Source organism: Spirosoma luteolum (assembly GCF_054778875.1).
Genome location: NZ_BAAGZE010000001.1, coordinates 200059 through 221148, shown reverse-complemented (window position 1 = coordinate 221148; position 21090 = coordinate 200059). Strand labels below are relative to the sequence as shown.

Below are 21090 nucleotides of genomic sequence, written 5' to 3'. Positions count from 1 at the left end.
TCAGATGTCTGATAAAGAAAGCCCGGCGAGGTATATACCGCTGGAGCTTATAAGGTTTTGATTTTGATGTTGCGGTAGTAGACCCGGTCGCCGTGATCCTGCAGCAGAATATGGCCTTTAGGGGCTTCGCCAAAGCGTCCGTTGGTATTGTACTGGGGAGCGCTGTACTTGCTCAGGGCTACCAGTTTCCGGAAGGCTTCGCTGCCCCGGTCATACGATACTACTTTTTGCCCGTTAAGGTAATGCTCCACGTGGTTGCCTTTGGCCAGTACCCGGCCCGTGTTCCATTCGCCAATCGGGTTTGCTTTCTTGCCAGTAGCTGTAATCAGATCGTAGAGCGAACCAACAGTCCGGTTGCCATCGCGGCCCATCTTCGCGTCGGGGTGGCGATCATCGTCGAGCACCTGGAATTCCAGCCCGAAAGCTGATCCTTTCGGCTTGGGCGATTCTTCGGCTACGTAGTATTTGACACCGCTGTTAGCGCCTTCGGTTAGCTTGAAATCGAACATCAGGTCGAAGTCTTTGAACTCATCGGTCGTAACGATGTCGCCAAAGCTCTGCGATTCGGAACCGTCTGATTTCTGAATGGTCAGCTGGCCATCTTCTACAGCCCAGCCTTTAGCCGGAAAGCTATCTTTGTAGGCGCCCCGCCAGCCGTTGGTGGTTTTGCCGTCGAATAGTAGTTTCCAGCCGGCTTTTTTCTCGGCCGCTGTGAGGGTGTTGGGCGTCTGGGGCGCATCGAAGGCCAGGAGGCCCAGCAGCAGCCCCGTGATCAGGGTTGTTTTCATGGTTGTATACAGGGTACGAACATTGACCCGCTGCGACGGCTAGAGCGTTAGCCGCAGCGTTTTGGTCAGGTAATCTTTATTGATCTGGGCGCACTGCACCGGCGTTTTGTCTTTCTCGGGCACCCCGTCGAGTTCAACGATGCCCCAGCCTTTAAAATTGATGGCATTCAGCGCAGCCAGCACGGCGGGCACATCGACGTTACCCCGGCCCAGCTCCACAAATTTGTAGGCTTTGGCATTGTCGGGCTGCTCGGGCAGGGGCGACATCGTATCTTTCAGGTGAAGCGCATACAGTACGTCCTTATACTGTTTCACGGCCTGCTCGGGCTGACCGCCCCCCTGTCTGTAGTGGGCAATATCGAGCAGCAGTTTGCAGTAGGCCGGGTTCATCGCCTGCACAATCACATCTACTTCTTCGGGCGTCTCGCCGAACTGATTCATGTGGTTGTGGTAGGCCGTCTGAATGCCCATTGCGGCTGTCTGTTTGCCAATCTCGTTCATGACGGCGGCCAGGCGTTTCAGCTCGGCGGTGGTAGGCGTCTGGCCTTTCACCCGCAGGGAGTTGGTCAGCTGGATGGCCGAACCGCCCAGCGCTTTAACGAAACTGGCGTGAGCCACGTGGGTATCGATGGTACTTTGCTCCTTGGCCGGATCGATCTCGACGTTACCACTCGAAAACATAGCAAGTTTGAGCCGATGCTGATCGAGCAGGGCTTTCAGCTCGGAGGGTTTGGCCCGGTAAGGGCCGAAGGTATTGGCCCGGAGCTGAATACCGTGGTAGCCCAGTGCCGACAGATCCTGGATGGCCTGGGCATCGTTGCCGCCCCACGTAATGGCCGAGTAAGCGAGTTGAAGGCCCGATTTTTTGACAAGGTCTCCTAACGATCCAGCCAGCCCATTGGCTCCGGCGGTGAGGCCCAGAACCGATAGGCTGGCTGTCGTTAGAAACTGTCTTCTGGTTACAGTCTCTTTCATAGTAAAGGGGATAGGAAGTAGTCAGTATAGGACTGGGTACTGACTTTCGTCATAAAGGGCGTATGTCAACAACGAATACAAGTGATAAAGTCCGGTCGTATGGTATTCTACTGCTATTTTTTGCGAAAAAAAGATGGGGTCGCTCCGGCCGTTTACAGCCAGAGCGACTCCATCAGTCAGCAGGTCAGGCGGAGATTAGTACCCCGGGTTCTGCGCAAAGCCCGGCTTGCCGTCGGCTGTTTTGTCCGAGCGGTCGATCTGGGTTTGCGGGATAGGCCGCAGCAGGTGAATGGGCTTCACGTTGGCTGCTCCATCGGGGTTGTATTTCTGCACCCGATCGACCAGGTTACCCCATCGCTTGAGGTCGAGCCAGCGGGTTTGTTCACCAGCCAGTTCGCGGGCACGCTCGGCCATGATCAGATCGAGGTTGACATCACCGGTCGAAATAGCCATGGCGGCTTCTTTGCCCGGCCAGGCAGCGCGTACGCGCACCTTGTTGATCGACGCGGCTGCATCGGCCGATTTACCCTGATAGAACTGAGCTTCGGCCAGGATCAGATAGGTCTCTGCCAGGCGGAAGGCCAGGTAATCGCGGCTACCCTGCGTATAGGTCCGGTCGGGCCGCAGGGGATCCAGAAACTTCTGGAGCGTGGGGAACAGCGCGGCTGTGTAGGCACTCGGAACCAGCACCTGGTAGGGCTTGGCCGCCCGCTGCGCCTGGGTCCATTCTACGCCAGGGATATAGATCGTTGTATCGCCCAGTTTAAAGGTCACTTTGGCTTTCGATGCATCGAAGCTGGTGTTGAACGTGCCGGGGCTGTTGCTCAGCCAGGTATCCTTGAACGTTTTCTTGTAGCGCGAATCGTTGACCCGGTCCTGGAACACCACATCGGTCAGGTAGGCTGTGGGGCGCAGCCGTTTGAAGGGCCGGCCGTTTACAATGTCGCGTACCATGCCCGGCTGCACGTCGTACTGCATACCAAAATAGAGGTGGAGCGAGTTGCCCTGATCGTTGGTCAGGGGGTCGGTCGTATACTGAACCGCGAAGATTACTTCGTCGCTGATCTCGCCGGCGCCCTGGGCAAATACGCTGGCAAAGTCGGGCAGCAGTTTGAAACCGTAGTTATTGATTACGTTCTGGGCGTAGGTAGCGGCCTGCGCGTAGTCGTCGGCAGCTTTGGCCGAGGAAGTTGCTTTGGTCAGGTACACCTTGGCCAGCAGGTGCTCGGCAGCGGCTTTTGTGGCACGGCCATAATCCGATGAGCGGATTTTGGAATCCAGGTCGGGCAGAGCGGCCTGCAGGTCGGCAATAATCGCCTTATACACATCGGCTTCCGAGGCACGCGAGGTGGCTTTGGTTGGGGCCAGCGTTTCGGTCAGGCGCAGGTCAACGCCACCCCACTGCTGTACGAGCAGGAAATAATAGTGCGCGCGCAGAAACTTCATCTCGGCAACACGCTGCTTTTTTACTGCGTCGGTAATGCCGGTAGCAGTGGGTGCCCGGCCAATCACGGCATTGCAGGTGTTGATACCCCGGTAGAGTTCTTCCCAGATCTGCTGCATGTAATCGACGAAGCTGTTGAGCTGCGAATCGTAGAAGTGGAAACCTTTGTAGCTGCCATCGGCGCCGGCCCGGAACAGGTCGGTGCCGTATTCGCTCATGGTCAGGCCCTGCTCGGTGCCGTAGTAAATCCGGAGCGATGAATACGCAGCCCGGGCGGCATCTTCAAAACCCTTAGGGGTGTTGATATAATCGTTGCCAATGCTGGAGATAACGGTTTCGTCCAGCACGTTTTTACAAGACTGACCCATAAGCAGCAGTACGGCGATGGTCAGCACGCGGATGGCGGAAAAAAAGTAGGATGATTTCATGGAAGCTGATTCGGTTGGCGCTGTTGGGCTTGTGGGGCCGGCCCCACAAGCCCACAACGGGTTTAGAATTTAACGTTCAGACCAAACGTTGCCACCCGGGTTGCCGGTACGACACTGTTGCTTACGTTACCGTTGCTCGTTTCGGGGTCAACGCCGTTGTACTTCGACCGGTAGCTCGAGAAGATAAACGGCTGCTGAATGCTGGTAAACAGGCGCAGCGACTGCAGGCGCAGTTTCTGGGTGAACGACTGCGGGAACGTGTAGCCGAAGTTGATGTTCCGTACTTTCACGAAGCTGCCGTCGAAGTAGATGATCGCCGTGTTGTAGATCGGGAACTCCTGGCTCGAGTTAGGCCGCGGAAACTCGTTGGTCGGGTTGTTGGGCGTCCAGTAATCTACCTTAATTTGTTCGTAGCGACCCGCCAGGGCGTTGTTGTTCTGGTGGAAACCGCTCAGGATGGTCGAGCCCAGCCGGCCGTAGATAAAGAACGACAAGTCGAACCCTTTGTAAGCAAACCGGTTGGTAATCCCACCCGACCATTTCGGAATTTCAGACCCGAGGTACACGCGGTCGTCGGGCGTAATTTTGCCGTCGCCGTTGGTGTCCTGCACCTTGATCTGACCCGGCACAAAGCCATACGATTTGGCCGCGTCGGCTTCGCTCGTTTGCCAGATACCCGCTTTCTTGTAATCGAACTGGGCGGTCAGCGGCTTGCCGATAAACCATTTGTTACCTACGTCGTCGACTGCACCGTTATAGAGCGATACGATGGCTTCCTGGTTTTTGGTGAACTGGAAGTCGGTCGACCATTTGAAGCCGCCCGCCGTGTTGACGTTGACGGTATTGAGGCCGATTTCGATACCCCGGTTACGGGTTTCGCCCACGTTCCGCGTCACGGCGTTAAAGCCAATCGAGGTAGGCAGCTGATCCGACAGCAGCAGGTCGTTGGTATTGGTCTGGTACAGTTCGACCGAACCCGACACGCGACCGCGCCACAGGCTAAAGTCAACTCCGACGTTGGTCGAGGTAGACGACTCCCATTTCAGATCGGGGTTGCCAATAGTGCTGGGGCGGTAGCCATACGCGGCCGCATTGCCGAAGGCGTAGATGGTGCGACCCAGCAGCCCCTGTGTCTGATAGGGCGACACGCCCTGGTTACCGACCACCCCACGGCTGGCCCGGATTTTAAGCTGATCGAGCCACGTAACGCCTTTCAGGAAGGGTTCATTGCTGATGTTCCACGCTACGGCTACGCCAGGGAAGGTACCGTATTTGGTGTTGACCCCAAACCGGCTGCTGCCGTCGCGACGGGCGGTGACCGTCACCAGAAACCGGTCGTTGTAATCGTAGTTGATACGACCCATGAACGAGTTGATGGTCCACTGAATCAGACCACTGCCTACACCCAGGGGCAGGCTGGCGTTGCCCACATTGTAGAACTGCTGCGTTTCGGCCGGAACCCCCTGCACCTGTATGCTGCTGAGCTCGAAGTTGTCGCGCTGGATAGACTGAACGGCTGTTACATTGAGGCTGTGTTTGCCAAACGTCTTGCTGTAGTTCAGGATGTTCTCAATCGTGTAGTTGAAGCCAAACTGGTTGGTCGTTGCCGCCTGCGGGTCACCGCCTTTGCGGGCGTTGGTCTGTGCGCCGATGAAGCGGCCATCGCGCCGGATCGAGAAGTCAGGTCCGAAGTTCAGGCGGTAAGTCAGTCCGTCCATGATTTTGGCTTCGGCGTAGATGCTGCTCAGAATCCGGTATTTCTTGCGCTCGTCGATCTGGGCACCCGGCACCACTTCGGCCAGCGGGTTGGTCAGCAGGGCATCATTGGTGGGCGCAAAAATCAGATTGCCATTGTCGTCGTATGGACGGCCCAGCGGGTTTTGCTGGAGCGTGAAGTTGTACGGGTTGAGCGTGGCGCCGTTCTGCAGGCTATACATCAGGTGCGACGACAGTCCCACTTTCACCACCCGGTTAATCTGGTGGTCGATGTTGGCGCGCAGGGTGTACCGCGTATAATCGAGCCCTGGCATAATACCTTTGTCCTGGAAATACCCGGCCGAGATGTAGAACTGCGTTTTTTCGTTGCCCCCCTGAACGCCCAGTGAGTGGTTCTGCTGGAAACCCTGCCGCAGAATCAGTGATTGCCAGTCGGTGTCGCGGTTGGCAGCAATCCCGGCGGCTACCGCTGGATCACCCCCCAGTACGGCGACTTTCGAATCGGCGAACGCATCGCCCACTCCGGTCGGAACAGGGTTGCCATTGGCATCTTTGTAGTTGCCGGTCGTTCGGTATGCTTCCCGAACAAATTCGGTGAATTCGGGCCCGTTGAACAGGTTGACCTTGTCGAGCGGATCGGTTACGCCGACGTAGTTATCGTAGCTGATCGTGGTTTTGCCCGTTGGATTGCCGCGCTTGGTGGTAATCAGTACCACCCCGTTGGCGCCCCGGGCGCCGTAGATAGCGGTGGCCGAAGCGTCTTTCAGAATCTCGGTTGAGGCTACATCGTTGGGGTTAATATCTTCATAGCCGCCCGATACGAAATCCAGTGTGGAGCCCAGTACCTGAGGCCGTCCCGACAAGAGTTCATTGCGGTCGCCCACGAGGGGTATGCCGTCAACAACATAAAGCGGGTTGTTACCGGCGTTGAACGACCGACGACCCCGAATCCGGATGGTTGGCGTTGAGCCCGGCCGGCTACCCGACTGCGCTACGTCGACCCCCGCCACGCGACCCTGCAGGGCCTGCCCTACGTTGGTGATGGGCATTTCGGTGAGCTGTTTGGCCGTTACCGACCCGATGGCCCCAGTCGTCTGGCTTTTCTTCTGCGTACCATACCCAACCACAACGACTTCGTTCAGCGTCTTGTTGTCGCTCGACATGGTCACATCGATAGTCGACTGACTACCGACCACAATCTCCTGCGACGTGGTGCCTACGGCCGAGAAAACCAGCGAAACGGCACCGTTGGGGATGTTGATGCGGTAAGTACCATTGGCATCAGTGGTAGTACCGCGCGTCGTGCCCTTCACGGTTACGCTTACACCTGGCAGAGCGGTGTTGTCGTCGGCCGAAATGACCTTACCCGTCACAACCCGGTCCTGAGCGGGCGTCGCACTGGTCAAGTAGGGCACCAGTGGCGTACTGAAGGAGGGAACACTCAGCATCGTGAGTGCCGTCAGACCCAGCAGCGGTAGCCAGGGCCGGCGTCCCGCCAATGGGCGATGGTGAGTAGTGGTTTGCTTCATTTGTTAACAGATTTAGGAAATATGCATTGGTTAAGGTAAAGCCTGGATAAGTCCGCCGGCGACCTCTACAGCCTGGCCGGGCAGCAGCCGCATGGGCTTATGTTCGCTCACCAGCAGGTTGACGATGCCCGACCGCAGCGCTACCCGGGTACCCTCGGGGCAGTGGCGCACCGCAAAGTCAGTACCGGCGGCCTCGACGGTGACGTCGCTCGTGTGTACCCTGAACCGGTGTGCTGATGCGGTGTCGGGCAACTGCGCTACCGTGAAATCTGCCTCGCCGTCGAGCCATACTGCCCGGGGTGCCTCGTCGGACAGGCGGTTGGTGAAGCCCTGCCGATTGTAGCGCAGCTGGCTGTTTGGGTAGAGTTTCACCCGCGACCCATCGGGCAACTGAACCAGCCGGGGGGGCTCGTTGGTCGTTCGTATCGTTTCTTCCAGCTGGTTAGGGCCATACTGCATCCAGACAGCCCAGCCCACCAGCAGTACCAGCCCGACGGCAGCCGCCATGGTCCGGAAAAAGTACCACCAGCCCACCATTGTCCGGACGTCGGGCTGAAGCGGTCGCAAATCCTCCATCGTCTGGAGCGATCCGCGGATGCGCCCCCAAACACTGGCCGTTTCATCGGGCGACAGCCCGTTGGCCGGAAACTGCGAAACATTCCGAATCAGAAAGCGGGCTGTCTCAACAGTGTCTGCGCAGCGCGGATTATAGCTCAACCACAGATTCCAGTGGGCCGCTACTTCCTCATCGTCCGGATGCTTAACCCAGCGGACAAACAAGTCGTCGAGTGCAAATTCCTCGGCAGAGTAAGCTGAATACGGTTTTCTTGACACAGGCAAGGGTAAGAACGTGAAGACAAAAGCGGAATTAGTAAGTGTTTCTACTTATATTTTTTCTCGCTTTTGCCATATTTAGTCTGTTGATCTACGGATTCACTATAGTATGTGTGGCCGTTTGCGGGCGGTTGCCGGAGCTACGCTCAGAAAAGCAGACGCACAAACTCGGGTCAGGTAACTATTGGCCCGTCGGGTGGTTATGTGTTAGCCAACACACACATTTCTATGAGCGTAATTCGGTCGTTTCTACCGCCCTTTGTTCAATTATTTCTTTCTTTTTTTTTAATCGGTGCCTTTTCAGTCACGGCCAGGCCTCTGCAGACCAAAGTGGTGCTGGTGGATTCGGCTCACACCAAACCCAAACCGCCTAACTCGCTGACCTTTACGGCATCGACCGATCAGCGCTTTTTTTTCTTTGGCGATACGCGCAATGAAAACGACCGACGCATTCCGGTGAGCGTATATGGTATCCGGGCCGGATTTCTGTTTCCGTCGGGCAGTGCGCGCAAAGGGCTGACCAGTGGCCGATCGGCCAGCTTTAAAGCGGGAGCAGGCTTTTACTTTGTGAATCAGCAGCTTAACCGGCCGGGCCTACTGCCTAACACGTCGGCGCAGGTAACCAGGCACCTGCGTATTGCTACGCTTTACTATGAACGCTACCTCTACCGGCGGGGGCCTTTCGAGGTTAGTCTCCCCACCGAGATCGGCTATGGGCACTCACGCTATGAGCTTAGTGACCCGGCCAACGACAAGGAAGTAGCCAGAGGTATCTTTATTCCGGTTGGTATTGGGGTGTCGATGGCGTATCAGTTTCCTTACCTCCGGTGGTTTAAACCGTTGCGCTGGTTCGGGTTCAACGTGTTGACGGGTTACCGATTTGTACTCAAAAAAGATATACCCGAAAGTCAGATCAATTACAGTGGGTTGTATCTGTCGGTCGGTCCGTCGTTTTTCCTGGAAAACCTGACGGCCGATATCAAAACGTGGCGCAAGCGACAGAAAGCCAGGAAGCGTACTAATTCCTGATATGTACAGGCAGGCAAAACGGTCAGGAATATGCCATTTGTGTACGCCAATTTCTTTTTATAAATCAATTTACTGGTAAAAAAATTATATTTGGTTGCACGAATGACAAGGCTATGCAACCTACTTCACCTTACCCGAACACAGGTAAGTCCCTCATTGAGCACTTTTACGATTGGGAGGCCAGTCAGCCCGATGCCATCTACCTGCGCCAGCCGGTTGGCGACACATACATCGATTTCAGCTGGAGAGAAGTAGGGCGGCAGGCCCGGAGCCTGGCGGCTTATCTGCGGTCACTGGCCCTGCCGCCCCAAACCCCTATTGGTCTGATTGCCCGAAACTGTGCGCATTGGCTTATTGCCGATCTGGGCATTCAGATAAGTGGTCACGTATCGGTACCCTTCTACCCAACGCTGACCAGTTCCCAGCTGCAGCAGGTGATGACCCACAGCGGGTGCGCCGTACTGATTGCGGGTCGGCTCGATACCTGGCTTTCGCTCCGCACGGGCATTCCGGGCGGGGTGCAGGTGATAACGCTGCCCGCCTATGCGGGCAACGCACCCGCCAGCCCGGCGAGCCGTGAGCTGGCCTGGGAAACGATGCTGGCTCAATACCCACCCAGTACCGACAGCCCGGTACCGGACCCCGACGACCTCTTTTCCATTATTTATACGTCGGGTACAACGGGCAACCCCAAAGGCGTGATGGTTACGCAGGCTGCCACCATGGCCGCCATCGAGCAAACGCGCGGGCAGATGTGCCACGATCTGCCGGCTACGCGCTTTTTCTCTTACCTGCCGCTGTGTCATATTGCCGAGCGCAACGTAGTGGAGTGTACGAGTCTGGTAACGGGTGGCACGGTTTATTTTGCCGAATCGCTGGCAACCTTTGCGCAGAATCTGGCCGTGGCGCGCCCGACGCATTTTCTGGCCGTACCCCGCATCTGGACCAAATTTCAGCAGGGGATTCTGGCTAAAATGCCCGAACGCAGGCTCAATACACTACTGCGTATCCCAATCGTATCGGGCCTGATAAAGCGTAAAATCCGGGAGGGGCTGGGGCTCAACGACGCCCGGCTCATTATTACCGGCGCGGCTCCCATGCCCATCGCCCTCATCCGCTGGTTTCGGCGACTGGGCATCCAGATTCAGGAGGCTTATGGCATGACCGAGAATCTGGGCGCCGTATCCATGATGCCGGCCAACCAGATCAACGATGGCACCGTGGGGCGTATCAATACAGGCATGGAGGTACGCACTGACCCCGTCACGGGCGAGATTCTGACCCGATCGGCGTGGAACATGGCGGGTTACTACCGCGAACCTGCCCTTACGGCCCAGACCCTGCAGGATGGTTGGCTCCACACGGGCGACGTGGGCGTGGTTGACAGCGATGGGTTTCTGCGGATTACGGGTCGGGTCAAAGACATGTATAAGGGTCCCAAGGGCGAATACATTGCCCCGGCCCAGATCGAGTTCGGTTTTGCCGACAACAGCCACATTGAGCAGGTATGCGTAACGGGTCAGCAGCTGCCCCAGCCGATTGCCCTGCTTGTACTGTCGGAAACGGCCCGTCAGGCCGACCGCAACGAGGTTGCGCAGAGCCTGGTTCAGACCCTGACCGCGTTGAACGAACGGATGCACACCTACGAGCGGGTGCACCGGCTGGTAGTCGTAAACGAGCCCTGGACAGTCGAAAACAACCTGATGACGCCTACTATGAAAATCAAACGCGCCAGTATCGACGAGCGCTATGGACCCCGCTATGAGCCCTGGTATGCCCACCACGACCTGATTGTCTGGGCCGATTAATTCGGCGAAAACCTGTACTTTGCCCCGCTATGCGCCATATCGTCATTATCGGAAACGGCATTGCGGGCATAACAGCCGCCCGACACCTGCGTAAGCAGAGCAACGACCGCATCTCGGTCGTATCGGCCGAAACCGATCATTTCTTTTCGCGAACGGCCCTCATGTACATCTACATGGGGCATATGACCTACGCGCAGACCAAGCCCTACGAAGATTTCTTCTGGGCAAAAAACCGCATCGACCTGTGCCGCGCCCGGGTAACCCAGCTCGACGCCAGCCGACGTACGCTGACGCTCTCGGCCGTCGATGGGGCCACGCCACCCACCCAGCCGACACTGACCTACGATGTATTGATTCTGGCCACGGGCTCCCAGCCCAACCTGGGCGACTGGCCCGGAAAAGCGCTGGACGGCGTACAGGGACTCTATGGGAAACCAGACCTCGATCGGATGGAAGCCAGCACGGCCGGCATCCGTCAGGCGGTGGTGGTGGGGGGCGGCCTGATCGGTATCGAACTGTGCGAAATGCTGCAGTCGCGCGGGATTGCCGTGTCGTTCCTGATTCGTGAATCCAGCTTCTGGCGCAGCGTGTTGCCTGCCGACGAGTCGGCGCTGGTCACGCGCCATATCCGCGAACATCACGTTACCCTGATTACCGACGACGAACTAAGTGAGCTGCGCGACGATGGCACAGGGCGGGTTAGCAGCCTGCGCACCAAAGCGGGGCTCGAACTGCCCGCGCAGTTTGTCGGTGTTGCCATTGGCGTCAGTCCCAACATTGCTTTCCTGCAAGGGTCGGGTCTCGAAACCGACCGTGGCATACTGGTCGATGCCCAGCTGCGGACCAACATGCCCGACGTGTATGCTATCGGCGACTGCGTACAGCACCGTAACCCGCCCGTCGACCCGGTGGGGGCGTCCCGCAAGCCGCTCGAACAGATCTGGTATACGGGCCGCATCATGGGTGAGACCGTGGCGCAGACTATTCTGGGAACGCCCACGCCTTACCAGCCGGGCGTATTCTTCAACTCGGCCAAGTTCTTCGACATCGAGTACCAGGTCTACGGAACGGTGCTTAGTCAGCTGCCGGCCGATAACAGCATCCGGTCGTTCTACTGGGAACACCCCGATGGACGTAAGGCCATGCGAATCAACTACCGCGCGGCCGATGGCGCCGTGGTAGGCATGAATGCCCTCGGAATCCGGCAGCGGCAGGCCGTCTGGCAGCAATGGATCGAAACGGGACAGTCGATTGTCTATGCGCTGGAACACTTGCCCCAGGCCAATTTTGACCCCGAGTTTTTTGCGCAGCACGAAGCGGCCATCATTGCCCGCTACAATACCGAAAACCCGGAGCGTACGGCACGCATCCGGGTTAAGAAAGGGTTGTTTGGGCTACACTGGAAACGCTCCGTAAGCGGGTAGCGCAACCCGGGCAGCTAAGCTGGTACGGCGTCGGCCCAGCGGATCGTAACGGCCTGTTCCAGATCGGGGTGGAGGCTGATCGCCACCGGACAAGTGTGGGCAATGGCTTCCAGCTTGGTACGGGTAGCCTCATCGGGCAGGCCATCGGCAGTGCGCAGCGTCAGGTCAATTTCGATACGGGCAATCCGGCGGGGTGGCGCTGTCGACATCACTTTGGTTACCTCCATGGTGCTGCCGGCCAGTTCGATGCCATCGCGCCGGGCAAAAATGGCCATGGTGGTCAGAATACAGGTGCCCAGCGCATTGGCTACCAGATCGGTGGGCGAGAAGGCTTCTCCGCGTCCCTGATTGTCGGTGGGGGCATCGGTATTGATGTGGGTACCCGATTGTAGGTGCGTGCAGTCGGTGCGCAGGTCACCGAGGTAATCGACATGAATCGTTGGCATGACGTTGGGGGCTAAACGGGCCCTGGGCAGCCGTCAGGCGGTTCGGTTGAATCAGCCTGGTGACCACAGCAGATTGCCCGTGATTTTTCGTTAAACATAAGCAGTCAGGCCGGGTTAGGCTAATGCCAGGCCGGCCTGACTGCACAATTCGGGAAAAATAAGTAGCTTTAGTGCTGAATAAGAGAGCAATGCGAACAGCCTTTACAGTAACAGGATTGGTGCTGCTGAGCTGCCTGCTGGGCAGCGGCAACGCGCTGGCACAGACCAGTGAGCCTGATGACGACAACTACCAGCGGACCACGACGTTTGGCGTTACCACCAATACCAACTCGGGTATTCTGGGCGGGCTGTCGTTTCGGCAAACCAGGCGGCTGCCGGGCGATCTGTTTGGGCTGCCCCAGGCGCGCTACCTCAGCGTTGAGGTCGTCAATGTGAAGCACCCCAAAGAAATCCAGACGACCAGCAATTTTGCGTCGTCCCGCTATATCCTGGGTAAAGAAAATTATCTGTTTGCCGTGCGCGGGCAGTATGGCCGCGAAATCGCCTTGTTCCAGCGTTCGGGCGACGATGGTATGACCGTCAACGGTATCGTAGCGGCCGGCCCTACACTGGGTATTATCAAACCCTACTACGTCAACGTGCAGGAAGGAAACCGGACGGTTTCGGTGCCCTATTCCTCATTGACGCAGGCCGGTGCGATTGGTGCACCCATCGGGCCGGGGGGCTTCTTCCAGGGTTTTGGCCAGTCGAAATTCACGGTTGGTCTTAACGTGAAAACGGCACTCAGTTTCGAGCTGAGCACCTTCCGCAGCAACACAACCGGCGTCGAGATCGGATTTCTGACCGAAATCTTCCCGCAGAAAATAGTAATCATACCCAACACGGGGCCCGGTTCCAGCCGCGAAGATGGCAACCGCAGCTTCTTTACCTCGGGCTACATAACGCTCTTCTTCGGCAGCCGCAAATAAGCCTGTCGAAGGCGAAAGCCCCCGGCACATGGCCTTTTTAAGTCATGGCTTGGGGCTTTCTGGCATTCGGGCGAACTTTACGCCCGGAAAACGAATTTTGCTGGAAAGGCTTGAGGAGATATGATTGAATTACCCGTAATACCCTCCGAACAACAACGTAAAAAGCGTCCCGACTGGCTGCGGGTGAAATTACCCATTGGCCCCGAGTACGCTAAGGTTCGCCGGCTGGTCGACGAGCATAAGCTGCACACCATCTGCGAAAGCGGCAACTGTCCCAACATGGGCGAGTGCTGGGGGGCTGGTACGGCCACGTTCATGATCCTGGGCAATGTCTGCACCCGGAGTTGCACGTTCTGTGCCGTAGCGACCGGCCGTCCCAACGAATATGACACCGATGAGCCCCGGCGCGTGGCCGAAGCCATCGTGCTGATGAAAGTCAAACACGCGGTGCTTACCTCGGTCAACCGAGACGAGTTGAAAGATCGGGGTGCCGAGATCTGGTACCAGACGGTACGGCTCATCAAGGAAGCATCGCCCGCGACAACCATCGAGACACTGATTCCCGATACCAAAGGGAACTGGGATGCACTGGAACGCATGATTTCAGCCGGGCAGGAAGTAGTATCGCACAACATGGAAACCGTGGAGCGGCTCTACCGGCGCGTACGGCCACAGGCCCGCTACGAGCGTAGTCTGGAGCAGATCCGGCGCACCAAAGAATATGGGCAGCGCACCAAGTCGGGCATTATGCTGGGCCTGGGCGAAACCCACGACGAGGTATTTAAGGCTATGGATGATCTGGCCCAGAACGGTCTCGACATCCTGACCCTCGGGCAGTATCTGCAGCCAACCAAGCTGCACCACGAGGTTATCGAATGGATTCACCCCGAAACGTTTGCTATGTATAAGGAAGAGGGACTGAAGCGTGGGCTGAAGTATGTGGAGTCCGGACCACTGGTTCGGTCGAGCTACCACGCCGAAAAACACGTGAATGTCTAGCCCAAATTTGCAAACAAGCGGGCGTTGCCCTTGTTTCGTAGAAAAGCCCGGATAAGCTATCCGGGCTTTTGTGTTGCCGCATGAAAAAATACGACTTCATCATTACGGGTGGAGGCATGGCGGGGTTGAGTCTGGCCTATTATCTGGCTCATTCATCACTCGGCAGCCGCTCCATCCTTATTCTGGATCAGGCGCCCAAAACGCAGAACGATCGTACCTGGTGTTTCTGGGAACGGGGCGAAGGCGTCTTTGAGCCAATTATATACCGGTCGTGGGATGCGGTTTCGTTTCATGGTCCCTCGTATCAGGGAGACCTGGGACTGGGCGATTACCGCTACAAGATGCTGCGGGGCATCGATTTCTACGAATTCGTTGGGGCCGAACTGGCCCGCTTCCCGACGATCGAGCGTCGGCAGGCCACGGTCAACCGAATCAAAGATACGCCACAGGGTGGCTTCGTCATTGCCGACGATGAGCCTTACATTGCTGACTTTGTTTTCGACAGCACTCACCAGCTTACCCTGACCGACCCGGCCAATCAGAACCTGCTGCAGCACTTCAAAGGCTGGGTAATCGAAACCAGAAACAACTGCTTCGATCCGGACAAACCCGAGATAATGGATTACCGGGTCGATCAGCAGGGCGATTGCCGCTTCGTGTATATCCTGCCGTTTGCTCCCAACCGCGCCCTCGTTGAGTTCACGCTCTTCAACGAAACCCTGCTGACCGACGGTGAATACGACGCCGTGCTGCACCGGTATATCGACGAACACCTTGATACCGGTGGCTTCGATATTGTGGAAGTCGAAACGGGCGTGATTCCGATGTCGGATGTGGAGACCAGCGAGCGGCCGTCCGAGCATATCGTCCGGATCGGTACATCGGGGGGGTACACCAAACCCTCAACCGGCTACACGTTTCAGCGCACCCAGCGCTACCTGCGCGAACTGGTCGACAATCTGGTGCAAACCGGTGACCCAACCCGGCAACAGTCGCTGTTCAGCCGGCGGTTCAAGCTCTACGACAGCATTTTTCTGAACGTGCTGGCCCGGCGACGCTATCCGGCCGACGAACTATTCACCCGTATTTACGTCCGGAATCCGGAACGGGTCTTCACATTTCTCGACGAAGACACCCGGCTCTCCGAGGAGTTCAGGCTGTTTGCAACGATGCCTACCCGTCCTTTTTTGCGGGCTCTTGTTGATGTGCTCCGGCATAAGCTGGTCAATGCCAGGCGATAGGGTGGCTTGGGGCGCGGGCCTGCCCTAAGCGGTAACAAAGCATATCCTTATCTATTGTTACTATTTGCATGTGTGTTCGTCTCATAAGTGTTGCCCGATAGACCGGCAACTGCCTTTGCATACAGCCGGTCTTACATGCCTCACGCGGTAACGTATCATCTAACCCAACTGGATAAGGCCGGTCGCACGTTTGTCGACTGGCTGGTACGTTATTGGCCCATGAGAAACCATGCCACCGATGAGGAGTTGGTCAGCCGCTTTGTGCGTTCGCAGGAGGCTGCCGATTTTGCCGAATTGTACGGTCGTTACAAGCTCAAAGTTTACCAGTCCTGTATTCGCTATCTCGAAGACGCCGTTGAGGCTCAGGATCAGACGCAGGAAGTGTTCTGCAAAGTGCTGAAACGGCTGAGTGGCTTTCGGCAGGAAGCCAGCTTCTCGACCTGGCTCTACAGTCTCACCCGCAATCATTGCTTTACGTTTCGGCAGCAGCGGTCGATGCGCAAAAATCTGCCCCTCGATGCCATTCCGGAATCGGCCCACACCCCGGCGCCGGAGAACAGCACCCTCGACGAACGCTGGCAGGCTGCCGAAAAGGCGCTCAACCGGCTCCCGGTGCGCGACGAGCAGATGCTGCGCGATCGATACCTGCTGGGCAAGGCAATGGCCGAACTGGCCCATGACCAGGGAATCAGCGTCAGTGCCGTAAAAATGCGGCTCAAACGGGCCCGCGATCAGGCACAGGTGATACACCGGCGGCAGGACGAATGAGCGGAGTTGCGGTCGGTTTGGCCGGTCGGTACAATTATTTGCCCCTTGTCGAGAAAGGCGTAGATTTGTGGGCTAAAACCAGCCATACAGAGTCGAAATGCCATATCTTTTCACCTCCGAGTCCGTCTCCGAAGGGCACCCTGACAAAGTTGCCGACCAGATTTCCGACGCATTGATTGACAATTTTCTGGCCTTTGATCCGTCCAGCAAGGTTGCCTGCGAAACACTGGTTACAACCGGTCAGGTTGTGCTGGCCGGCGAGATCAAAACCGATACGTATCTGGATGTGCAGAAAATCGCCCGCGAAGTGATCCGGAAAATCGGGTACACTAAAAGCGAATACATGTTCGAAGCCAACTCCTGCGGGGTGTTTTCGGCGCTGCACGAGCAGTCGGCCGATATCAACCAGGGGGTCGACCGGAAAGTGGAAAATCAGGATTTCGAAACGCTGGCCAACGCACAGGGCGCCGGCGACCAGGGTATGATGTTTGGTTATGCTACGAACGAAACCGACAACTACATGCCCCTGCCGCTGGACCTGGCCCACGCCATCCTGCGCGAAATGTCGGATATCCGCAACAACGAACTCGAACTGATGCCCTACCTGCGGCCCGATGCCAAGTCGCAGGTGACAATCGAGTATTCGGACGACGATCAGCCCATCCGCATCGACACCATCGTGGTATCGACGCAGCACGACGATTTCGATGAAGACAGTGTCATGCTCAAGAAAATTGAGCAGGATGTAATCAACATCGTTATCCCCCGGGTAAAGGCTAAACTGAAGACCGAACTGCACGGGCTTTTCAACGATAACATTACCTATTACATCAACCCCACCGGTAAGTTTGTGATTGGTGGCCCGCACGGCGATACCGGTCTGACAGGACGGAAAATCATTGTCGATACCTACGGTGGTAAAGGCGCCCACGGTGGTGGTGCTTTCTCGGGTAAAGACCCCTCGAAAGTTGACCGGTCGGCGGCTTATGCAACCCGGCACATCGCCAAAAACATGGTAGCGGCCGGCCTGTGCGACCAGGTACTGGTGCAGGTATCGTACGCCATCGGTGTAGCCAAGCCCTGCGGCTTGTACGTAAACACCTACGGTACGTCGAAAGTCGATCTGCACGATGGTGTTATTGCCGAGAAGATCGCCCAGATTTTCGATATGCGTCCCTATGCCATCGAGCAACGGCTGAAACTGCGTAACCCGATCTATTCGGAAACGGCGGCCTACGGGCATATGGGCCGCAAGAACGAGGTCGTTACCAAAACGTTCGGCGCCAACGGCAAAACCAAGGAAGTCGAAGTGGAACTCTTTACCTGGGAGAAACTCGATTTCGTCGATAAAGTAAAAGAAGCCTTCGGTCTGTAGGCAACACAGTCTCTTACGAAAAAGGGTCTGTCCAGTACTGGACAGACCCTTTTTCATAGTGATTACCGGGAGTTATAAATCATCGGGTTCGAGCACTTCGTCGGCTTCCATCCGGGCTTTGGCCTGTATGATGGCAGGACTGGAGAAATCGTTTCGTTTCTCTTTGCAGCGAACGAGTTTGTCTTTCAGAACTTCGAGCACTTTATCGGTAGCGCTTTCGAAACTTTTGTCGTGTTCTTTCACGAACAATTCCTTGCCCGGAAGCATCAGCCTTACCTCGATGATCTTTTCTTTGACCTTGTTGGAGTCGGCTCCTTCCAGTTTGAGAAACACCTCACCACTCACAATGTGGTCGTGAAACGTATCCAACTTGTTCAGTTTTGCCTGGATAAAATCGAACAGGCTCTGATCGGCCGTGAACCGCACGGCGTGCATTTTTAGTCTCATTGTGTCGCCTTTTAAGTGAACTGAAACAGAACATCAATGGACTATCTAAGTTTGGGTATGCCCACCACAATGTCAAGGGCAGCTTGGAAAGATGCAAATGGGTTTCACGGTCGTTATTTCCGAAACTGTATCATAGCCTGATTGGCTGTGATTTAACCGATTTCGTGAAACGGTAACCGGCAAAACTTCTTCGTAAAGTATAATTTGGGTGCTCATTATGGGCCTTCTGGTCGCTTTTCGACTTCAGCGGAGCCACAGTCGGATCGAACGGCCGGGGCGCAGCGTAATAAGTGGCTGGGGTCTAACCGGCTGGTTATCCATTGGTTCGACTCGAAACAGGAGAAGCAGGCCAGCCAGCAGTGCCTGCATCTCGAGCAGCGCAAACTGGTTGCCGATACATAGTCTTGGCCCTCCGCCGAAGGGCAGAAACGCGTAGGGGTGGCGGCTCTCGCGCTGGCCGGCCGCAAACCGTTCCGGATCGAATTGCTCTGGATTTGGCCACGTTTCGGGGTCGTGGTGGAGCAGATACGGACTCAGCAGTACGCCCTGTTCAGGTTCGATCGTGTAATTACCCAACTGATCGGGGCCGATCGACAGCCGGCTCATGGCCCAGGCCGGTGGGTAGAGCCGGAGCGACTCGCTGACGACCTGCGACAGATAAGGCAGTGCCCGCAGATCGTCGGCGGTGAGCTGCGCGCGGCCGGCGAGGATCTGTTCAACTTCCTGGCGGGCGCGGTTCTGCACGTCGGGATGATGAGCCAGCAAGTGCAGGGTCCAGGCCATCGAGGTGGCCGTAGTTTCGTGACCCGCCGTAAAAAGCGTGACCATCTCATCGCGCAACTGCTGATCGGACATGCCCTCGCCGGTTTCATCGTCGGTAGCCCGCAGCAGCATATCAAGCAAATCGTCGCGCTGCTCACCCGACTGACGCCGGGCCTGGATAATGGTCAGGATCAGTTCGTCGACCTGCCGGGTTGCTTTTACCTTGGCGCGGTTGTCGATCGTAGGTAGCCAGGCCGGCAGTTTGATCGGATTCAATACCGTGCGGCTGGCAATGTGATTGAGGTTGTTAAGGGCCCGTGACAGGCCGGTGAGCTGTTCACCCAGGCCAGCCCCAAACAGGGTTTTGGTCACGATGCGCAGGGTAACATCCATCAGCGCATCGGTGATATCGATAGGCTGGCTTCGATCGGAGGCCGCCAGCCGGTTGGTCCAGCGCGTACTCTCGTCGATCATAATTTCGGCCAGGTGCGTCAGCTTCTGTTTATGAAAGGCGGGCTGGGCCAGTCGGCGTTGCCGGCGCCAGAAATCGCCGTCGCTGGTAAGCAGGCCATCACCCAGAAATTCGCGCAATAGCTTGTAGGAGCGCCCGCGACCGTAATTGCGGTTATTTTCCTGGAGAATATAGCGGGTTTCTTCGGGCTTCAGGACCAGCGTCAGTACCCGCCCCCCGAGCCGGATGCTGACCAGCCGCTGAGCACCATACTGGTGCTGGAGCTGACGAAACAGCCCCAGCGGGTCGCGCAGAAAGCGGATGTTATTGCCGAAAAGGCGATGCCCTTTGTCGAACGGAATAGGAGTCGTCATAGAACGCGCATGTCGTTGCTCAAAAATACCCAATTAGTTGGCTGGCTCCTGCTTCCGATCGAAGGTAGACGGAGCCTGAGTCCCCACAGTGTCGCTGACGATCAGGGTGAGCACGCCGAGGCTGAGCAGACCCAGCAGCCAGAGCGCCGATAGGTGGGGCGTGAAAGCCAGTATGCCGGCACCAATGCCCAGCCCTGCCCGTGCCAGCACGCCCCGCACAATACTGGGGTGGGGGCCGCCGGCAACCAGTGTGGTCAGACTGATGCCGGCCTGCACCAGAAAATACGCGCCCACCGAGCCACTCATGAGCAACTGCACCGTGTGGGGCAGCACATCGGCATCGGCATAGCGGATGGTTTGCATCACGCCCACACCGACCATGGTAAGCGCCAGCGTCAGGGGCAGGTGGAGGTACAGCCAGAAGGCGTAGGGGGCAACGCTTTTTTCCGACCCGACTGACTCAACGGCTTCGCTGTCGACCCGGTCGAAATAAGCCCACCAGATGCCAATCACGATGAACCCGCTGAGGGCAGTAGCCAGCATAGGTGTCAGCGCCAGCCCCCGCTGGGTAAGGCCCCCAACGGCGCTCGTTACCGACTGACCTAAGACCAAGAGGGTAAACAGGCCATAGCGTTCGGGCAGGTGACGCACATCGGGCGGAAAATCACGGTGAAGGTTACCACCCGAGGCAGTCAGGGGGGTGCTCAGCTCAATGAGCAGGGCCAGCCCCCAGATGCCATAGCGGTAGGGCAGGGGAACAAACACCGATAGCGCCCACAAGACTACCGAAGCCCCAAACCCGCGACTGATGTGGCGAATGTAGGGCCGCGACTCGGGCATGTAGTAGGCCGCCCGTCCGTATTCGATTAGCAGAATAAGGCGCACGCCGGCGTAGGTCAGGGCGTAAATCGTGGCCAGCCGGTCTGATTCGACGGCCTGCGGAATGGTGGCGGCCAAAATAATCAGTCCGATCAGCTGCAGGCTGGTGAGCGCGCGGTGCACAACGTCCTGCTCGTTGTCAAAACGGGTCGAATAGTGGGTTTCGCCGTTCCAGAGCCACCAGACCGGGATGTAGAGCAGCACGAATTCGGCAAACGACTGATCGCTGTCATCGGCCAGGAGCCGGTGCGCCAGTTGGGCAATGATCACCGTAAATACGAGGTCGTTGAGCAATTCGGGCCAGGTCGTTTGCCGATGGCCCGGCTCATCGCTATTCCGGCGACGGGGTTTTCCAGTACGGGAATCGGGGGCAGCCGTAGACATAGGGTCGATTGGTGGAGCAGG

17 protein-coding genes are annotated in these 21090 nt (G+C 57.1%); 8 read left to right on the top strand and 9 right to left on the bottom strand.

All coding sequences use genetic code 11. The annotated features are described in order from the left end of the window. Positions 1–47 precede the first annotated feature (47 nt). From ACYVAC_RS01020 to ACYVAC_RS01000, 5 genes are all read right to left on the bottom strand, one after another. Entirely contained in the window at positions 48–788 is a 741-nt protein-coding gene (locus tag ACYVAC_RS01020) for a 3-keto-disaccharide hydrolase (RefSeq protein WP_461095681.1), read from the bottom strand. A 39-nt stretch (positions 789–827) separates the two neighbouring features. Next, on the bottom strand, positions 828–1763 hold the full coding sequence (locus tag ACYVAC_RS01015; protein ID WP_461095680.1) for a sugar phosphate isomerase/epimerase family protein: 936 nt from the start codon (positions 1761–1763) through the stop codon (positions 828–830). A gap of 195 nt (positions 1764–1958) precedes the next feature. Next, positions 1959–3635, bottom strand: coding sequence for a RagB/SusD family nutrient uptake outer membrane protein (locus ACYVAC_RS01010; protein WP_461095679.1), 1677 nt, complete (start codon positions 3633–3635; stop codon positions 1959–1961). Positions 3636–3697: 62 nt separating this feature from the next. Further along, a complete protein-coding gene (locus tag ACYVAC_RS01005; protein ID WP_461095958.1) occupies positions 3698–6799 on the bottom strand; it encodes a SusC/RagA family TonB-linked outer membrane protein in 3102 nt (1033 codons plus the stop codon). Between the two features lie 111 nt (positions 6800–6910). Continuing rightward, entirely contained in the window at positions 6911–7714 is an 804-nt protein-coding gene (locus ACYVAC_RS01000; RefSeq protein WP_461095678.1) for a FecR family protein, read from the bottom strand. 228 nt (positions 7715–7942) lie between these two features. On the opposite strand from ACYVAC_RS01000, the gene ACYVAC_RS00995 reads away from it, so the two are divergent. From ACYVAC_RS00995 to ACYVAC_RS00985, 3 genes are all read left to right on the top strand, one after another. After that, complete coding sequence (locus ACYVAC_RS00995) at positions 7943–8743, top strand: hypothetical protein (RefSeq protein ID WP_461095677.1); 801 nt, start codon at positions 7943–7945, stop codon at positions 8741–8743. A 113-nt stretch (positions 8744–8856) separates the two neighbouring features. Further along, on the top strand, positions 8857–10551 hold the full coding sequence (locus ACYVAC_RS00990) for an AMP-binding protein (protein ID WP_461095676.1): 1695 nt from the start codon (positions 8857–8859) through the stop codon (positions 10549–10551). A gap of 29 nt (positions 10552–10580) precedes the next feature. Continuing rightward, entirely contained in the window at positions 10581–11975 is a 1395-nt protein-coding gene (locus ACYVAC_RS00985; protein WP_461095675.1) for an NAD(P)/FAD-dependent oxidoreductase, read from the top strand. 14 nt (positions 11976–11989) lie between these two features. Here the strand turns inward: ACYVAC_RS00985 and ACYVAC_RS00980 are convergent, their stop codons facing one another. After that, the gene (locus tag ACYVAC_RS00980; RefSeq protein WP_461095674.1) at positions 11990–12421 is read right to left on the bottom strand and encodes an OsmC family protein; all 432 of its coding nucleotides are present in this window, start codon (positions 12419–12421) and stop codon (positions 11990–11992) included. Positions 12422–12609: 188 nt separating this feature from the next. On the opposite strand from ACYVAC_RS00980, the gene ACYVAC_RS00975 reads away from it, so the two are divergent. The 5 genes from ACYVAC_RS00975 (at position 12610) to metK (ending at position 17772) form a co-directional block, all read left to right on the top strand. Next, positions 12610–13389, top strand: coding sequence for a hypothetical protein (locus ACYVAC_RS00975; RefSeq protein WP_461095673.1), 780 nt, complete (start codon positions 12610–12612; stop codon positions 13387–13389). 120 nt (positions 13390–13509) lie between these two features. Then, positions 13510–14388, top strand: a complete 879-nt coding sequence (lipA, locus tag ACYVAC_RS00970; protein WP_461095672.1) for a lipoyl synthase — start codon at positions 13510–13512, stop codon at positions 14386–14388. Positions 14389–14468: 80 nt separating this feature from the next. Beyond that, the gene (locus ACYVAC_RS00965; protein WP_461095671.1) at positions 14469–15629 is read left to right on the top strand and encodes a lycopene cyclase family protein; all 1161 of its coding nucleotides are present in this window, start codon (positions 14469–14471) and stop codon (positions 15627–15629) included. A gap of 219 nt (positions 15630–15848) precedes the next feature. After that, complete coding sequence (locus ACYVAC_RS00960) at positions 15849–16397, top strand: RNA polymerase sigma factor (protein ID WP_461095670.1); 549 nt, start codon at positions 15849–15851, stop codon at positions 16395–16397. A gap of 97 nt (positions 16398–16494) precedes the next feature. Next, positions 16495–17772, top strand: a complete 1278-nt coding sequence (gene metK / locus ACYVAC_RS00955) for a methionine adenosyltransferase (RefSeq protein WP_461095669.1) — start codon at positions 16495–16497, stop codon at positions 17770–17772. Between the two features lie 72 nt (positions 17773–17844). On the opposite strand, the gene ACYVAC_RS00950 is transcribed toward metK, so the two are convergent. The 3 genes from ACYVAC_RS00950 to ACYVAC_RS00940 form a co-directional block, all read right to left on the bottom strand. Continuing rightward, positions 17845–18219: an HPF/RaiA family ribosome-associated protein gene (locus ACYVAC_RS00950; protein ID WP_461095668.1), complete on the bottom strand. Its 375-nt coding sequence runs from the start codon at positions 18217–18219 to the stop codon at positions 17845–17847. A gap of 243 nt (positions 18220–18462) precedes the next feature. Continuing rightward, positions 18463–19806: a cytochrome P450 gene (locus tag ACYVAC_RS00945; protein ID WP_461095667.1), complete on the bottom strand. Its 1344-nt coding sequence runs from the start codon at positions 19804–19806 to the stop codon at positions 18463–18465. Between the two features lie 33 nt (positions 19807–19839). Beyond that, positions 19840–21069: a low temperature requirement protein A gene (locus ACYVAC_RS00940; protein WP_461095666.1), complete on the bottom strand. Its 1230-nt coding sequence runs from the start codon at positions 21067–21069 to the stop codon at positions 19840–19842. Positions 21070–21090: the final 21 nt, after the last annotated feature.

Bases quoted from the DNA above. Each gene is read 5' to 3' on its own strand.
- ACYVAC_RS00975 (WP_461095673.1), top strand. From the start codon at position 12,610: ATGCGAACAGCCTTTACAGTAACAGGATTGGTGCTGCTGAGCTGCCTG.
- ACYVAC_RS00980 (WP_461095674.1), bottom strand. From the start codon at position 12,421: ATGCCAACGATTCATGTCGATTACCTCGGTGACCTGCGCACCGACTGC.
- ACYVAC_RS01010 (WP_461095679.1), bottom strand. From the start codon at position 3,635: ATGAAATCATCCTACTTTTTTTCCGCCATCCGCGTGCTGACCATCGCC.
- ACYVAC_RS00940 (WP_461095666.1), bottom strand. From the start codon at position 21,069: ATGTCTACGGCTGCCCCCGATTCCCGTACTGGAAAACCCCGTCGCCGG.
- ACYVAC_RS01015 (WP_461095680.1), bottom strand. From the start codon at position 1,763: ATGAAAGAGACTGTAACCAGAAGACAGTTTCTAACGACAGCCAGCCTA.
- ACYVAC_RS00995 (WP_461095677.1), top strand. From the start codon at position 7,943: ATGAGCGTAATTCGGTCGTTTCTACCGCCCTTTGTTCAATTATTTCTT.
- ACYVAC_RS01020 (WP_461095681.1), bottom strand. From the start codon at position 788: ATGAAAACAACCCTGATCACGGGGCTGCTGCTGGGCCTCCTGGCCTTC.
- ACYVAC_RS00965 (WP_461095671.1), top strand. From the start codon at position 14,469: ATGAAAAAATACGACTTCATCATTACGGGTGGAGGCATGGCGGGGTTG.
- ACYVAC_RS00945 (WP_461095667.1), bottom strand. From the start codon at position 19,806: ATGACGACTCCTATTCCGTTCGACAAAGGGCATCGCCTTTTCGGCAAT.
- ACYVAC_RS00960 (WP_461095670.1), top strand. From the start codon at position 15,849: ATGAGAAACCATGCCACCGATGAGGAGTTGGTCAGCCGCTTTGTGCGT.
- ACYVAC_RS00990 (WP_461095676.1), top strand. From the start codon at position 8,857: ATGCAACCTACTTCACCTTACCCGAACACAGGTAAGTCCCTCATTGAG.
- ACYVAC_RS01005 (WP_461095958.1), bottom strand. From the start codon at position 6,799: ATGCTGAGTGTTCCCTCCTTCAGTACGCCACTGGTGCCCTACTTGACC.
- lipA (WP_461095672.1), top strand. From the start codon at position 13,510: ATGATTGAATTACCCGTAATACCCTCCGAACAACAACGTAAAAAGCGT.
- ACYVAC_RS00985 (WP_461095675.1), top strand. From the start codon at position 10,581: ATGCGCCATATCGTCATTATCGGAAACGGCATTGCGGGCATAACAGCC.
- metK (WP_461095669.1), top strand. From the start codon at position 16,495: ATGCCATATCTTTTCACCTCCGAGTCCGTCTCCGAAGGGCACCCTGAC.
- ACYVAC_RS00950 (WP_461095668.1), bottom strand. From the start codon at position 18,219: ATGAGACTAAAAATGCACGCCGTGCGGTTCACGGCCGATCAGAGCCTG.